The following is a 15531-nucleotide window of genomic DNA, read 5'->3' as shown; positions in this document are numbered from 1 at the left end:
TAACCATATGTTATCTGAGAAATCTTTTCATTTCGCGTTCTACATCTTTTTTCTTGATGGATTCGCGCTTGTCATAGAGTTTTTTACCTTTTCCTAATCCGATTTCTATTTTTACTAGGTTACGTTCGTTAGTAAAGATTCTTAACGGTATCAGCGTATAGCCTTTTTCTTTCAACTTCGATTCAATTTTTCGGATTTCGCGTTTTTGTAACAAGAGCTTTTTGTCTCTGTCGGGGTCATGATTGTTTACTGTACCGTGAGAGTAAGGCGATATGTGCAGATGTTTAATCCATATCTCGCCTTTATGGATAAAACAATAACTGTCGTTAAAGCTGGCACGACCCTGTCGCAGGGATTTCACCTCTGTTCCCAATAACACCATACCTGCCACATAAGTACTGTCTATAAAGTACTCATATGTTGCGGAGCGGTTTTTTATGGATATAGGTGCTGCCAAACGTAATTAGGTTTTAATACGGTTAAAAACAAAACCTACTTCCGTAGCCTCTTTGGAATAAAAGGCTGCGGTAGTGGATAATGCTGCAAAAATATTAGTTCTTAAATAAGCGGATAACGGTTGCGATTTTATTTTTCAGTTCTTTACGGTTTACTATAAAATCCAGAAAACCGTGTTCCAGCAAAAATTCACTACGTTGGAACCCTTCGGGTAGGTCTTTTTTGATGGTTTCTTTAATGACACGCGGTCCCGCAAAACCAATTAGGGCCCCCGGTTCCGCTATATTAAGGTCTCCCAGCATTGCAAACGATGCGGATACCCCTCCGAAAGTGGGGTCGGTGAGTAAGGATATATAAGGCAATTTCGCATCGCTGAGCTGCGATAATTTACCACTTGTTTTAGCCATCTGCATCAGGGAAAAGGCGCTTTCCATCATACGCGCACCGCCACTCTTGTTGATTACCATGTAAGGCAAACGGTGTTGGATACAATAATCAACGGCACGGGCAAATTTTTCTCCCATTACACTTCCCAGCGAACCTCCGATAAACTCAAAGTCCATACAAGCAATGACCATTTCCTCTCCATCTACTTTCCCCACAGCCACACGCAGAGAGTCTTTGAGGTTTGTATTATTCTTCCAAATGTCTTCCAGACGTTTTTTATAAGGTTTTAGGTCGGTGAACCCTAAAAAGTCCTTGCTTCTTATATTGGTGAAGAGTTCTGTATACTCATTATTGTCAAACAGAATCTCGTAGTATTGTGAACTGTTTAAGCGATGGTGGTAACCACATTTGGGACAAACAAATAATTGTTCTTTCAACTCAGCAAATGTGGATATATAGTTACACTCCGGACATTTAGTCCAAAGTCCTTCCTGAGTTTCCTTCTTTTCAGATGTTTTCGTCAGGATACCTTTCTTAATTCTTCTAAACCAACTCGTTTTTTGATCTTTTCCCTGATCTCCTGAAAGATTTTTTTCGAAATCTGCTATCTCATCAGCCATAACTAGACGAATATATTTAGATAAGTTACAAATATAAGCATTGTGTTGTAGATAGGGTCGATTTCGATGGTTTGTGGAAATTTTGATGATTTATTCGTACCGCAAAGCTTCAATAGGGTTGAGTTTTCCTGCTTTTACGGCAGGGTATAAGCCTGCTAGCAACCCTACGAGCGTACAAATAACAATACCATATATCACCCAGCCCCAAGGTACTACAAATCCTGTATTCAATACCAAGGCAAAGCTGTTGCCTACCAATATGCCCAATAAAATACCAAAAACTGCCCCTAACACACTGATTATGATAGCTTCAAGCAAAAACTGCCTTTTTACCACACTGCTTTTGCCCCCAATAGCCTTTATAAGTCCTACTTCTTTTGTTCTCTCGGATACACTGACCAGCATAATATTCATTAGCCCGATGGCTGCACCGATGAGTGTAATAAGGCCGATCACTGTAGCGGATATGGTTAGAAATCCCAGACTATTCATAGCTTGTTCTGCAATGCTGTCACTTTTATCCAGTACGAAATTGCTTTCCTCGGTAATACCTATTTTTCTAACCCCTCTAAATAAGGCCTCCGCTTCACCCATCGCTTGATTGAGGTTGTTAATATTGTCCACCTTTACAGCTATAACATAAGAATTATTGTTCGAGAAGTCTTTGGCCACGTTTTTATAGCCCACAATAATCATATTGTCTCTACTGAACCCGAAAGTAGAACCACGACTTTCTAGTACTCCGATTATTCTGTAGGACCGGCTATTAATAAGAATAATTTTTCCGATGGCTTTATCTACTGCTTCGTTAAAGAATTTTTTAGCAATATCATAACCAATGATGCACACGTTTTGCACACTCTGAATTTCGCTTTGGGTCATATTACGACCGTTGAGCAGTTTGTACCCATTCAGATCAAGGTACTTTTCATCCCCTCCAAACAGCATTACGTTAGGGCTGGTCTTCTTATTGCCGAAAGAAACAATATTGTTACGCGTTCCAAAAATAGACAGTCCAGCAATGGCTGCGGGAAAATGATAATGATTGACAAAATACTCGGCTTCTTCTTTGGTGATTTTGCGGTCGAGATTGGATTTTTTTTCCTTTTTAGTTTGCTTTTTAGATACGGTAAGTTCACGGCTGCCTCCACCGATGCGTATATTCTGTTCTTTGTAGCGAATGGAAAAGGCGTTGGCGCCCATATTGGAAAAGCTTTCCGAGAACTTCTGATTCATCGCCTTGATGGCCGTAATAATACCTATCAATGCCATGATGCCAAAAGCAATTATGGCTACTGTAAGGGCGGTGCGTAGTGCATTACTCCTTACGGTGCGAAAGGCCAGTAGCAATGTATCGTTGAATCTCATATTAAACGTTGCGTAAAGCTAAATGCATATGATAATAATTGCAAATTTATTATTGAGTAGATTACAGAATAATGCTATAGTCCAATTGGGAAAAATAAAAAGGGAGCTGATCCTTTCGGAAAGCTCCCTATTAAGGCCGGATTTAAAGAAATATCTATTTCCAGCCTGGATTTTGTTCTTGTATGGCCGGATTGGCTTGCATTTCTCCCAACGGAATGGGCCATAAAAGTGCATATTCCGGTATGGCTCCCACTTTAGTAAAGCCATCAGGTTTGTTTTGGATGGCTGCAGAAGCAAGAGGAGTCCATTTAAGTTTTCCAGATTGATGCCCATCAGCTTCGGGATATAATCTTGTACGACGAATATCATCCCATATTTTAAATTCTAACGGGAACTCATGTAGGCGTTCTGTTAGAATCGCGGTAATCAGATTAGGGCCACTGGCTGTTTCATCCGGTAATCCTGCACGGCGACGTACTTGATTCAGATAACCACGAGCTTCAGCTTCTTTACCGGTACGAGCCAAACCTTCTGCCGCAATCAGCAATATTTCGGCATAACGAATCATCGGCATATTATAGTCGCCATCGCGTCCGCTCTTCAGTGCTGCCTCATCAAACCATGCCCAGTTACCCACGTTGCTGAGTGTATGGGAAATACCTGTGGCATCGGTATAATTTCTGAAAAAGAATTGTTTTTCTTTAATGCGGATGTCTTGCGGTGCATAGCTGTTAAGCAGCATATCACAAGGCAGATAGGCGTTGTACATTACGTCGCCTGCAGGTTTGAACACGTTGTTATTGTCAGCATCTTTCCACTGAAAGGCATCGGCGCCGATAGAGCGTGCAGGGTAGGAGTTCCCTACATTATAACTTGTCATGTTATACTCCTTGGCATAGATGATTTCGTTGGAGTTTTTTGTGGTTTTAATAATGTTATAGGCCGAGTTTAAATCTGCTGTTGTACCGTTAGGATGAATTAGTGCGTGTTTTCCGCCATTAATTACCTTCAATGCCCAATCGGCTGCTTTGGCGTAATATTCATTACCTCCGTTAAGTGGTGCCCCGGCCCATTGTAAATATACCTGTGCCAGCAACGACTGAGCCATAGGCTTGGTTACATAACAGCCGTTATCGTAGAAGGCTTTATCGGGTAGCGCATTGCCGTCTGCGATACTGATTAAATCCTGCTCGATGAAACGATAAATGTCAGCTGCAGGAGTGCGAGGTTTGTAAATACCATCAGTAGAGGTAAATGGGGCATCAATGAGGGGCACATCTCCGAAATCTTTTACCAGAGAGAAGTATGCCAATGCTCTGAAGAATTTGCCCTGTGCTACGTAATTGTCGATGGTAGCCTGATCCAATACCCCAGACATAGTAGGGATATTGGCAATTACAAAATTGGCACGGGAAATACCGATGTAGTACTCACTCCACAATTTTGCCGCTGTAGAGTTGAAAGACTCGATATTAAACGTGCTGTTTTCCGAAGCGTTGGTAAAGGTTCTGTCTTTACGCTTGTCGACAAACAGTCCTGACATAATACCACCCCACATGGTAGCTTTGGGTGTCCAGCCTCCATCCACATCAATATTGTGGAGATAAGGAACACCGCCGAAGTATAATCCATTTACTGCGGATTGAGCATCAGCAGGAGTTTTCCAGAACTGATCAGAAATTTTCGTATCTAGAGGATTTTCTTCCAAAAACTTATTGCACGAACTCAAAAAAACTGAGAGTGCTAAGGTTGAGAATATCGCTATATATAATTTGTACGGTTTCATGTGGATTGTTTTTAATAACATGAATTAGAATGTTACATTAACGCCAAGTGTATAAGTTCTTGGACGAGGATAGGTGAAGAACTGACGATTGGCTCCCCATTTATTATCTCCCAAGCGTGAAGAGTTGTCGGGATCATATCCTAGGTACTCTGAGGATGTGATCAGGAAGGCATTGTTCACGTTGGCATAAACACGGAATGCAGAAAAGCCCATCTTCTTAGCCGCTTTAGGAGAGAACGTATAACCTAGCTGGAACAGATTCCCACGCAGATAAGAACCATCTGCAACCCAGGTATCATCAGCATTGGCATTACTTCCCATTCCAAAGTTGGCTAAGCGTACAGCTTGAGATTTACCATTAGGATTTTGGGTGGGATGCCATGCATCGTAATACAACTTCTTCAAACCACTGGTAAGGAAGCGTCCTTCGGTAGAATGGAAGAACTCTTGCATTACATCTACACCCCAAGTAAATTGTAAATCGACAGTGAGATCGAAACCTTTGTAGTTAAGGGTGTTGATGAAAGACCCCATCCAGTCAGGCAAACCTTTACCGATTACCTGACGATCCTTATAAGTTACTTTTTCTCCGATGATAGCCGGAATATTCATGGTATTGGGATCCCAGTTAGCGGGATTTCCATCGTAGATTCCCACTCTCTTATAACCATAGAAGGAAGAAAGCTCGTCGCCTTCACGGATAAGAATATCGTAGCCCACAAATCCGTCGGTAGTGATTTGTTTTTTACCGGTAATGGGATCGATAGAAGCTTTCTCATCTAGTTTTTCTACACGGCTCTTGTTATATCCCAAATTAAGTGTAGAAGTCCACTGGAAGTTGTTGTTCTGAATGGGGTAGGCAGTAAGCAAGATATCTACACCACGGTTGGAAACAGAACCGATATTTTCTGTAACAGATGAGAATCCAACAGATGGTGGAAGTGGACGGCTCAGCAGTAGGTCTTTAGTGAGCTTGTAGTAGTAAGACACTTCCATATTCAAGCGATTTTGGAATAGTCCTACATCCAAGCCAACATCCCACTGAGTGGTTTTCTCCCATCTTAAATTAGGATTGGGCATATTGCTCAGGTACGATACTACGCGCAGCGCATCTCCAATAATAGTGTTCGATTGTCCTATACGAGCCAATGAAGCGTAAGTACCAATTTCTGAGTTACCGGTAACACCCAGTGAGGTGTGCAGTTTTAATCTGCTGATGGCATTTAAATTCTTCATGAAGTTTTCGTTGGATATCATCCACCCCAAACCTAGTGATGGAAAGAATCCATACTTGTTATTCGGTCCGAATTTAGAAGAACCATCATAACGACCGGTTAATGTGGCCATATAAGTTCTGTCGTAGGCATATGCCGCACGGAAGAAGTAAGAGTTCATGGCCCATTTATCGTAATCACTTCCAACGGAAGGACGGTTAGTACCACGTCCCATATTGTAGAATCCGAAGTAGTCATCTACATAGCGGCTGTCAGATGCGGAAAAATAATCGTAGATATTTTCCTGCCATGACATACCGGCCATTGCATTGATCGAGTGCTTATTGATCAGTTTTTTATAAGTCAGGTATGTCTCTTCCTGCCAATAGAATGTAGAAGCATGTGAAGCTGAAGCTGATCCTTCCGCATTCTGGTTAATCAGCGGGCGAGGAGTAAACGGTGTATAGTTTTTGGCGCGGTTATTATGATAATCCACACCAAATTGTGTTTTTAATTCCAAGTCTTTTGTCAGATGGAATGTAAGGGCTGCGTTACCGAAAATTTGTGTACGGTATTGCATAGCCTGTATACGCTCCAGCAGCTCAACAGGGTTACCTACACCCTCAGGCTGAAAACCCTGTGTAGGGCCGCTTGGATTGTCTTTGTCTATCGGAATTGCGGTTGTTCTGATATTATTAGTTTGAGCATAGGTGCCATCTGCTAGTTTTACTGGGAGGAAAGGTAGTTGTTCTACCATAGTACGCAAAGCTCCCAAGCCGTACGGGTTATCTGAAGTTCTATTACCCCAGGTATGGTTCACTAATAAGTTTACAGATGTAGAAAGCCAATTGGTAGGCTTATCATCATAAGCCAGTTTAGCATTCAGACGTTTAAAATAAGTATTGCGTAAAATACCTTGTTGGTCGGTATAGTTCAGAAATGCACCTGTGGAAGCATTGTTCATTCGGCGCTGTATGCTAAGCTGGTGGTTGTGTGAAATAGCTGTTCTGGAGGCTTCTTTTTGCCAGTTGGTATTGTATTTAGGAGTACCGTCTGGATTAAACAACTCTGGATCAGTAAAGATTTGTGACAGGTCGGTAGTAAAGTTTCTGCCCTGCCATGCGTTGGCATTTTCCAATCCTTGTTTAAAAGCTGCCATCCATTCGTTAGCATCCAATACATCAATGTATCTGGACATTGTTCCCACAGATATAGAACCATCATATGAAATTTGCGCATTCTTAGCTCCAGTTGCACCGCGCTTAGTGGTAACTAGTATTACACCATTGGCACCGCGAGCACCATAAATGGCTGCTGAGGACGCGTCTTTTAGAACTTCGATGGATTCAATATCGTTAGGGTTTAAAAACTGGAAGTTTTGCATTACTACTCCGTCAACTACATAAAGCGGATTAGCAGAAGCGTTGATAGTAGCAATACCACGAATAATTACACGCATTTCACCACCGGGTTGTCCGGTATTGGAGAAGATGTTTACACCAGCAGCTTTACCTTTTAAACCTTCCAGCGCATTAAATGCCTGAGCTTTGATGATATCACTTCCCTTAGCTGTGGAAATTGACCCGGTGAGATCTGATTTACGCATAGTACCATAACCTACCACTACTACTTCGTCCATTTCGTTGACAGTAGGGTTAAGCGCAACTGTAATTGGTTGATTACTAGTAATAGTTACTTCTTGTTCGGTGTATCCCACGCTGGAAATCACCAAAACATCTCCAATGCTCGCATTAATTGTGAATTTACCGTCTGCATCGGTAGTAGTACCAATAGTCGAACCTTTAATCGTAATAGAAGCTCCGGCTATCGGCTCTCCTTTATTATTGAGTACCGTACCGCTGATAGGATCAGCTTCTTTTAGTTTGGTAATTGCCTCGGGGCTGATAGGAGAAATCACTACGTTGTTTTTCTTGTAGATTTTCCACTGAAGCGGATATCCCTCGAATATTTTATGCATAACTTCGCTGATGCTGGCGTTGACAACATTCACCGAAACAAACATTCGCAACGGCAGCACATCGTTTGAGTAACTGAAACGATACGATGATGTTTTCTCTATTTTTTCCAGCACTTCGGCTACCGTAAGATTATTGGCTTTGAGACTAATTCGCTCCTGCGCCATATTGGTTGCCGAAACCTGAAGAGCAATTACCAAGAACAGCAGAGATAGTTTCATATAAACAAGTATTCTTCTGATAAGCATAGTACTGACTATGCCCCTATAAACATTTTTTTGCATATTTTCGTTTTGCAGAGTTAAACAATCACATTAAGGGCTCTAACTCAATGTGTGATTACTATCTGTGGAAGGGGAATGTTGGCGCATTCTCCTTTCCTTTTTTCTTAAATATTTATATAAAGGGTTATGGCTAACTTGTGTTTATGATCATACGCAACCGTTTTTAGTTTTATTCAATAATTAATGTATCCTTTGAAATGAATCTGTAATTTATATTTTGCGAAAGTTTGATGATCTGTAGAATTTCTTCCAAGTTATAGTTACTGCTGTGAATAGTGTAACGATAGTGTTTTACTACGTCGTTTTTGAAGATGATAGTAGTATTAAATACCCGTTCCAATTCCCGGGCAATTAGATCTAGAGGTTTGTTTACAAAATAAAGCTCATTATTAATCCAGGCCAGTTCTGCTATGGTGCTATCTTCTGCAACAATGCGTGTGAGTTTAAAAATATCTTCTTCACGATTGTTTTGTTTTGAAGTGGTATTTTGAGAAAGGCCTTTCTTGGAGATGATAATTTTCTCCGAAGGGTTGAGAATAACTCTATTGTCCTTTTTATCATCAAAGGTAAGCTCTATCTTACCTCTTATTAAGGAGGTTTCTATAATATCTTCTTGAGGGTAATTCCTTACGTTAAATGCAGTGCCCAAAACTTTTATTTTGGTTTTATCGGTATGAATGATAAAGGGCTTTTCCTTGTTATACTTTACATCAAAATACGCTTCGCCTGTAAGCACTACCTCACGTGATTGTTTATTGAAATGCTCATCATAAGTAAGGCGGCTATCCGAATTAAGAATTACCATCGTACTGTCTGGAAGCATAATCTTGGACTTGGATCCTTTTTCTGTAGCCACCTCATTTTTAAACTTCCCTTGAGTGTTGTGCTTGGTGTTGTTTTTTTCATATAGGTTATAAACGGCCAACCCTACTAGGGGTAGTAATATGAGGACTGCCGCATATTTGAAATAATTGCGAATTTTAAAAAAATGTTTTTTCCCGGAAGTAATAGGGGCGTAATTTGCCTCCGTAGGGGCAAGAAGTCTTTTTTTAACATAGTGACTGGCATAGGACTGCTCCAATATCTCAATCGGATAACTGTCCAGTCGTCCGGCATTTTCAATAGGGGTATACAGAGTCATGAACTCCGGGAATTCGTTCATTAGCTGCTGCAGACGCTCAAGTTGCTCCGGGGTGGCATCGCCCGAGAGTTTTAAACCCATAAGGTCATAAAATTCTATTTCAGCATTATTTGCCATGTACTCTTAATAGATTGAAATCTGCCCACTTGGGGTGAAAGATGTGAGAATTATTTTATTTTTTGTTTGTTACTCCTTTGTCCGGAAACATCCTCCAGAGCCATGCGGATTCGTTTTAAAGCAATGCGGATATGTGTTTTGATGGTATTATTACTGATTCCCATAACAGATTGTACTTCTTTGTAGGACAGTCCTTCATCTTTAATTAGTCTGAATACCAACTGACTTTGTGGTGGTAATCGTCGTACAACGGATTCAATGCGATGGCTGATTTCTTTAGCGTTAATTTCAGCATCGGCATGGCAATACCCCATCTGGTCGAAATGCTCTTCGTCTGTATTTTGTACAATTATAGATTTCTTCTCATTGATATGCGCTAAAGCTGCATTTCTCACGCATTTGAATAAATAAAGGTCAAGGCGATTGATATTACTGAGCTTTTCCTTCATCATCCAAATGCGAATCATGACGTCTGATACGAGCTCCTCCGATATCTCAGGATCTCCAATAAAAGCTACGGCAAAGCGATGCAGGGAGCTATAGAAATGAAAATAAAGCTTTTTGTAGGCGTTTTCATCTCTATAATAGGCTACCTGCTGTTGCCAATACAGAATATCAGACAGTTCTCTTTTCAATCGATTGAATGAGTTTATACAACAATATTAGCCAGCGCTATATATTATTAGTGTTGTTCCAGTTTAAGCAAAATGTACGCTTATATAAAGAGTAAATTTTATGCCAGAAGGGTGAATCCGGCGGTAATATTTTTTTGATTTTTTTATATGACAGGGGGTAGGTATTTTATAATTAAGTAATAAATAAGGGGAAGTTCTATTGCTTCCCCTTATTTGCCGAAATATTATGAGCTAGAAGTATAGCCAACTAAATAGAATGTTAGGGAAAACACCCAGTAATATAATAAGTATAGTAATACCTATCAGGATATATTTTTCCAAAACAGTAGCCTGTATGGTAGGTGCTGATCCCTCTTTAAAATACATGGCTTGTATTACACGGAAGTAATAATAAACACTGATAGCTGCCATTAATACTGCAAAGATTACAAGCCATAAGTTTTTACCTGTAAGAACTACTGCTTTCAGCATATAAAATTTTGCTAGGAATCCAGCAGTAAGAGGAATTCCAGCCAATGATAAAAGACATATGGTGGCGGTAAATGCGAGTACAGGTTGATGTTTAGCTAGACCGTTGAACCCTTCAAAAGAATAATCGGCTATTTTGGCCAAAACTCCGAAGACCCCGATAGTAGCCAGAGAGTAAGCTGCTGCGTATAGTAACAGTCCTTCGCGGGCAGTATCGTTGAGCGCCAGAATAGCCAATAGCATAAATCCAGCTTGTGAAATGCTCGAATAGGCGAGCATACGCTTAACACTCTGCTGGAACACAGCGGTGATATTTCCAATAAACAGAGTAACGGCAATCATTACGGTTACCCACAGTCCCCAGGTGTTCTGCAGTGCTTCAAAAACGCCTCCGAACAAGCGCATAAATCCTGCAAATACGGCCACTTTAACAATGGTGGACATGAAGGAGGTAAATACGGTGGGTGCGCCATCGTATACATCTGGAGTCCAGAAGTGAAAAGGTGCTACGGATACTTTAAAACTCATGGAGAACAGCAGGAGCAGCATGCCTGCAATTTGTAATGCCGATTGAGCGTTTTTAGCAAAGTCCATTTTGTCAATAAAGAAAGTGCCCTGAGCTCCGTATATCAGCGCTATCCCCATAAGCATAATACCGGTAGAGAAGGAACCCATCAAAAAATATTTTAAGGCAGCCTCATTACTTTTCAGGTTCTTTTTATCTGCACCGGTAAGTATATACAACGGAATGGAAATAATTTCTATACCGAGAAATAAAGTTAACAGCGATTTGAAGCTGGTGGTAAGTATGATACCTGCTGTAATAAAGAATATCAATGCCAGATACTCGGCAAGATTCTTTCCCACCTTTTCCATCTCGGAGTAGGTAAGCAACAGGTATACCAATGTGGCAAAAATCGCGACACCGTTAAAAAAAAGTGCATAGCTGTCAAAGGCCATGAAATTGGATACATCGAACCGGAAAAGCAGCTTGCCCTGCATTTCCAAGTAATTGACCAATAATAGCAGCAGCATTGCTATTAAACCTATGACTTTTACGGGCGCATTTTTTTTGATAAATGCACCGCTAAACATCATCACCACTCCAAAAATTGCAGATAATACTAATGCATTCATATTTTATTGATTAATGCCTCTTTATTTATGAAGCACATCCGAATATTTTATAATCGAATTGGTTATTTCTTCAAATGAGCCTAACAATGGTTGTGGATAAACACCAACAACAATGATACATATAGCAATTATTGCTAGTATTGTTTTTTCATGCCATTGTATATCGCTGCCTTTTTCAGTAAGTGCGTTGGTCTCTCCCAGAAATACCTTGCGTCCCATCAACAATGTGTATGCAGCTCCCAGTATGATGGCAGTACCTGCAGCAACGGTAAAAGCTACCCCATACTGCGTGATTTTTGAGCTGAGTATACCGTTAAACATCAGAAACTCTCCCACAAAAGCGTTGGTTAGAGGCAAGCCTATATTGGCAAACGCAATGATGAAAAAGAATATGGTAAGAGCCGGTGCCTTTTTTGCAATACCGCCCAGCTCACTCATTTTTCTGGTGCCAAATTTTCTTTCAATAATTTCGATTACTACCCACATTCCTAAAATGTTGATGCCATGCGAGAACATTTGAAGCATAGCACCCTGTACACCACTTTCTGTTTCTGCGAATATTGCTACGCACATCAACCCAATATGTGCAATCGATGAATAGGCTACCAAGCGCTTCATATCATCTTGTTGGAAAGCTATAAGTGACGCATAAATGATGCCTATTACCGCCATAGTAGATACGGTATCACCCCAAGCATACGAAGCTGCAGGTAATACAGGCAATAACCAACGTAACAATGCTAATACCCCCATTTTTACCATGAGACCACTCAATACCATGGTGGTAGCGGTAGGGGATTGTTCGTAGGTATCTGGCTGCCAAGTATGGAAAGGGAATATAGGCATTTTGATGGCGAAGGCAACAAATAATAGCCAGAACAACCATGCTTGCTCATCACCACTGAAGCCTGTCTGATAGAATGCTGTAATATCGAATGATTTCGTTTGGGCGTAGATGTAAATAAGTCCTACTAGCATTAAGAGCGAACCCAAGAATGTGTATATGAAAAACTTGAAGGTTACTCTTATGCGTTTTTCTCCGCCCCATTGCGAGCAGAGAAAATAAACAGGTATCAATGCCAGCTCCCAAAAGAAATAGAATAGTAGGGCATCCATTGCAAGAAACACCCCCATCAAGCCCGCTTGCGCAAGCAGCATTAATCCTAAAAAGTTGTTGACATTATTATAGGGAGTCGTCCATGTGGATACAAAGATGATAGGGAAGGAGAGCGCAGTAAGCAAGCACAGCATGGAGCCCATCCCGTCGGCGCTAATCGAAAAACTGCTATTTAGGATACCCATCCAAGAAGTGCGAAAACTTAAGGCTTCGGGATTGTTCATGGTGATTCCTGCAATAGCAATCAGCAATGTGACCATAGCCACTAAGAGTGACCAAGCTCTTACGCTCTGTTCTTTTTTTATAAAAAAAGTAATGATGCCTCCGAGCAAGGGGATCAATATCAACAACAATGCGATCATATCTGAATTCTAAAAATTAAATTTCAATTTTTCAACTTCCCTCTATCTAACCTAATCAAGGGTTATATCTATTTTCTTAAAAAGAATTGTAATGTAAATACGATAAGCATGCCTACTACCATCAGCAACACATAAGCACCTGTTTGACCGCTTTGCAACCAGCGTAATTGTCTTCCTCCGTAACTCACTAAGCGTCCCACTCCATTTACAATGCCGTCCACAATATTTTTTTCAAATACATTGTTCAAGAATTTGCCCAAGGCATCCAATGGTCTTACGATTAAAGCATTATAAAGCTCATCTACATACCATTTATCCTGCAACAGTTTGCCGAAACCTTGTGCTTCATCCAAATCGGGTTTCTTGCTATATCGTGTCCACGCTATGACGATCATGATAATGATGAGTGCAGAAGATACTCCGGTTAATAACCACTCTGTGCTATGGTCGGGATGGTGATGTCCCAGTTTTGCCAGCTCTGGAGCGGAGGCTGCAAATACGGGGTCTAGAAACGCCTTTAAAGAATGCGCACCGTGAGCCAGAAACTCAGGAATTCCAACATAACCACCTATGATGGAAAGTATAGCCAGTACTATCAAAGGAATAGTAATAGCAGCGGGGCTTTCGTGCAGATGATGTCTCTGTTCTTCAGTACCGCGGAAATCACCTTTGAAAGTAGTGGCATATAGGCGGAACATATAAAATGCAGTCATTAATGCTCCTATAATACCCAATACATATAATACGGGTGAAGTGGCAAAGGCATTGGCGAGAATTTCGTCTTTGGAGAAGAACCCAGAGAATCCGGGGATACCGGCAATTGCCAAACATCCGATAAGGAAAGTAATATTGGTTACTTTCATGTATTTGCTGAGTCCCCCCATTTTACGCATGTCTTGTTCGCCACCCATGGCATGGATTACCGAACCGGAACCCAAGAATAATAAAGCTTTGAAGAATGCATGCGTCATTACGTGGAATACTGCAGCTACATACGCTCCGGTCCCCAATGCGAGGAACATGTACCCCAGTTGACTTACGGTAGAGTAAGCCAATACTTTTTTAATATCATTTTGTTTCAAAGCAATGCTTGCAGCCAGTAAAGCTGTGGCAATGCCTATAATGGCTATACAATTTAACGTGCCCGGAGCCATAGAATACATCAGATTGCTACGTGCGATCATGTAAATACCGGCTGTTACCATGGTTGCAGCGTGGATCAGTGCAGATACAGGTGTGGGGCCTGCCATCGCATCGGGCAGCCAAGTATATAAAGGAATCTGAGCGCTCTTACCGGTAGCTCCTATAAATAATAATGTTGTAATTACGGTAATATCAAAGCTCGATAATTTGCTTAAAGTCTCTATAGTAAAGATTTCGGAAAAGGTGACTGTACCCAGCTTATTGATAAGCATAAATAATGCAATAAGAAATGCTAGGTCGCCAATACGGTTCATCACAAAAGCTTTTGAGGCAGCTTTTGTATAATCGATATTTTTAAACCAGAATCCGATGAGTAAATAAGAACATAAACCTACACCTTCCCATCCGATGAAGAGAATGACAAAGTTAGCTCCCATTACCAGCAGCAGCATGGAAAACACGAATAGGTTGAGGTAGGCAAAATAACGGGCAAACTGATGCGGTTTTTCCTCATGCATGTAGGAAGTCGAGTATACATGAATCAGAAAACCTACACCCGTGATGATTAAAAGGAAAAGAGCAGTGAGCTGATCGACCTGAAAGGCAAAAGGAATGCGCAATGTTTCTATCTTGATAAAATCAAAATACTCTACAATAGCCGTATTCCCTGCTTTTACCTGCAGAAATGCCATTACACTCAGTATAAAAGAACCGAGTATGGTGCCACTGCCGATAATTCCCACAAGCCCTTTCGATAAGTAATTTCTTAATAGCCCATTGACTATAAAACCTAATAACGGCAATAATGGTATTAAGATCAGTTCAACTTTCATCTAAAATGATTTATGTCCACGCTCTCTTCGCATCCTTTGCAGAAGAGAGGATAAATAATATTGCTTAATGTTTTAGTCTATTCAAAAAATTAATATCTACCGCATGAATGTTGCGATACATCATTACGATGATTGCTAGGCCCACGCTTACCTCGGCTGCTGCTACTACCATAATAAAAAATACAAACAGCTGTCCGTCTGAACCGGAGAATGCCGGTAATGCTTCTTTGGCTACTGCCTGCATTTTTGAGAAGGCTACCAACAGCAGGTTGACAGAGTTCAACATCAGCTCAATGCACATAAATACAATGATGGCATTTCTGCGCGTGAGCACACCCACTATTCCTATTGTGAATAGTGCTAAAGACAATACGATGTAATAATTTATAGGCATAAGATTGCTTTCTGCACCCTTCGTAAGAAGGAGTATATTTTTATAAATTTTTAGTAACCAATATTTCCTATAAGCTTTTCGGGTTGCGTTATT

At 40.8% G+C, this 15531-nt stretch carries 11 protein-coding genes; all 11 read right to left on the bottom strand.

Translation table 11 applies throughout. The features are described from left to right. Positions 1-10 precede the first annotated feature (10 nt). The 11 genes from smpB to nuoK all read right to left on the bottom strand — a co-directional run bounded on the left by smpB (position 11) and on the right by nuoK (position 15438). On the bottom strand, positions 11-457 hold the full coding sequence (gene smpB / locus V2H41_RS07050; RefSeq protein ID WP_330974433.1) for an SsrA-binding protein SmpB: 447 nt from the start codon (positions 455-457) through the stop codon (positions 11-13). 94 nt (positions 458-551) lie between these two features. Beyond that, complete coding sequence (accD, locus tag V2H41_RS07045; protein WP_330974432.1) at positions 552-1463, bottom strand: acetyl-CoA carboxylase, carboxyltransferase subunit beta; 912 nt, start codon at positions 1461-1463, stop codon at positions 552-554. A gap of 90 nt (positions 1464-1553) precedes the next feature. Continuing rightward, positions 1554-2831, bottom strand: a complete 1278-nt coding sequence (locus V2H41_RS07040) for an ABC transporter permease (protein ID WP_330974431.1) — start codon at positions 2829-2831, stop codon at positions 1554-1556. Positions 2832-2985: 154 nt separating this feature from the next. After that, positions 2986-4617, bottom strand: coding sequence for a RagB/SusD family nutrient uptake outer membrane protein (locus tag V2H41_RS07035; protein WP_330974430.1), 1632 nt, complete (start codon positions 4615-4617; stop codon positions 2986-2988). Positions 4618-4641: 24 nt separating this feature from the next. Next, the gene (locus V2H41_RS07030) at positions 4642-8028 is read right to left on the bottom strand and encodes a TonB-dependent receptor (RefSeq protein ID WP_330974429.1); all 3387 of its coding nucleotides are present in this window, start codon (positions 8026-8028) and stop codon (positions 4642-4644) included. A 232-nt stretch (positions 8029-8260) separates the two neighbouring features. Continuing rightward, positions 8261-9349: a FecR family protein gene (locus V2H41_RS07025; protein WP_330974428.1), complete on the bottom strand. Its 1089-nt coding sequence runs from the start codon at positions 9347-9349 to the stop codon at positions 8261-8263. Between the two features lie 50 nt (positions 9350-9399). Beyond that, entirely contained in the window at positions 9400-9984 is a 585-nt protein-coding gene (locus tag V2H41_RS07020; protein ID WP_330974427.1) for a sigma-70 family RNA polymerase sigma factor, read from the bottom strand. A 231-nt stretch (positions 9985-10215) separates the two neighbouring features. Further along, complete coding sequence (locus tag V2H41_RS07015) at positions 10216-11589, bottom strand: NADH-quinone oxidoreductase subunit N (protein WP_330974426.1); 1374 nt, start codon at positions 11587-11589, stop codon at positions 10216-10218. Positions 11590-11610: 21 nt separating this feature from the next. Further along, positions 11611-13068 (bottom strand): complex I subunit 4 family protein, encoded by a 1458-nt coding sequence (locus V2H41_RS07010; protein WP_330974425.1) that lies wholly within the window; start codon positions 13066-13068, stop codon positions 11611-11613. Between the two features lie 68 nt (positions 13069-13136). Then, positions 13137-15044, bottom strand: coding sequence for an NADH-quinone oxidoreductase subunit L (nuoL, locus tag V2H41_RS07005; RefSeq protein WP_330974424.1), 1908 nt, complete (start codon positions 15042-15044; stop codon positions 13137-13139). Positions 15045-15108: 64 nt separating this feature from the next. After that, complete coding sequence (gene nuoK, locus V2H41_RS07000; RefSeq protein WP_330974423.1) at positions 15109-15438, bottom strand: NADH-quinone oxidoreductase subunit NuoK; 330 nt, start codon at positions 15436-15438, stop codon at positions 15109-15111. Positions 15439-15531 lie beyond the last annotated feature (93 nt).

It is taken from the genome of Niabella digestorum (assembly GCF_036409055.1).
Classification (GTDB): domain Bacteria; phylum Bacteroidota; class Bacteroidia; order Chitinophagales; family Chitinophagaceae; genus Niabella; species Niabella composti.
The sequence above is the reverse complement of the archived record's forward strand: the minus strand, read 5'-3'. Positions and strand labels throughout refer to the sequence as shown.

Coding starts and splice junctions, on each gene's coding strand:
- accD (WP_330974432.1), bottom strand. CDS start 1,463: ATGGCTGATGAGATAGCAGATTTCGAAAAAAATCTTTCAGGAGATCAG.
- V2H41_RS07040 (WP_330974431.1), bottom strand. CDS start 2,831: ATGAGATTCAACGATACATTGCTACTGGCCTTTCGCACCGTAAGGAGT.
- V2H41_RS07035 (WP_330974430.1), bottom strand. CDS start 4,617: ATGAAACCGTACAAATTATATATAGCGATATTCTCAACCTTAGCACTC.
- V2H41_RS07030 (WP_330974429.1), bottom strand. CDS start 8,028: ATGAAACTATCTCTGCTGTTCTTGGTAATTGCTCTTCAGGTTTCGGCA.
- V2H41_RS07025 (WP_330974428.1), bottom strand. CDS start 9,349: ATGGCAAATAATGCTGAAATAGAATTTTATGACCTTATGGGTTTAAAA.
- V2H41_RS07015 (WP_330974426.1), bottom strand. CDS start 11,589: ATGAATGCATTAGTATTATCTGCAATTTTTGGAGTGGTGATGATGTTT.
- V2H41_RS07010 (WP_330974425.1), bottom strand. CDS start 13,068: ATGATCGCATTGTTGTTGATATTGATCCCCTTGCTCGGAGGCATCATT.
- nuoL (WP_330974424.1), bottom strand. CDS start 15,044: ATGAAAGTTGAACTGATCTTAATACCATTATTGCCGTTATTAGGTTTT.
- nuoK (WP_330974423.1), bottom strand. CDS start 15,438: ATGCCTATAAATTATTACATCGTATTGTCTTTAGCACTATTCACAATA.